The following is a 512-nucleotide window of genomic DNA, read 5'->3' as shown; positions in this document are numbered from 1 at the left end:
CTTCGGCCTCTTCTCGCGTCTCGCGGCACTGATGCTGCTTGGGGTCGTGGCGACGATCCAGATCTTCGTCTATCCCACCCATTGGGGCGAACATCTGACCTGGGCGGCTCCGCTGCTGCTGATTTTCGCGCGAGGCGCGGGCGTCATTTCGCTCGACCATCTCGCCGGCCGCTTTTTCTCGCGGGAGCGCTGAGCCATGCGGATCGAAGCCGAGGGCGCGATGACGGGCGGTGCGCCGAACATGATCCGCCCAATGCCCGGGAATGGCCGCCCACGCGTGGTCATTCTCGGTGCCGGCTTCGGCGGGCTTGCCGCAGCCGTGGCGCTCAAGAGCATCCCGGTCGATATCACCGTTATCGACCGTCGCAACTATCACCTCTTCCAGCCGCTGCTCTACCAGGTGGCGACTGCAGGCCTATCCCCCGCTCAAGTCGCGATGCCGATCCGCCGCATCCTGTCGCGCCAGAAGAATGTGACTGTATTGATGCAAAGGGTCGAGCGGATCGAGAAAG

1 protein-coding gene and 1 pseudogene are annotated in these 512 nt (G+C 64.1%); both read left to right on the top strand.

Features of this window, described 5'->3' with window-relative positions:
* Nucleotides 1–193 (top strand): annotated as a pseudogene (locus tag RWK44_RS34965) (DoxX family protein); the annotation flags it as partial.
* Between the two features lie 27 nt (nucleotides 194–220).
* The coding region (locus RWK44_RS34960) for an FAD-dependent oxidoreductase (protein WP_316030193.1) at nucleotides 221–512 on the top strand (292 nt) is incomplete at its 3' end.

Source organism: Rhizobium sp. 25PS6 (assembly GCF_032464655.1).
Classification (GTDB): domain Bacteria; phylum Pseudomonadota; class Alphaproteobacteria; order Rhizobiales; family Rhizobiaceae; genus Rhizobium; species Rhizobium laguerreae.
This window is presented reverse-complemented; position numbering and strand designations above follow the sequence as displayed.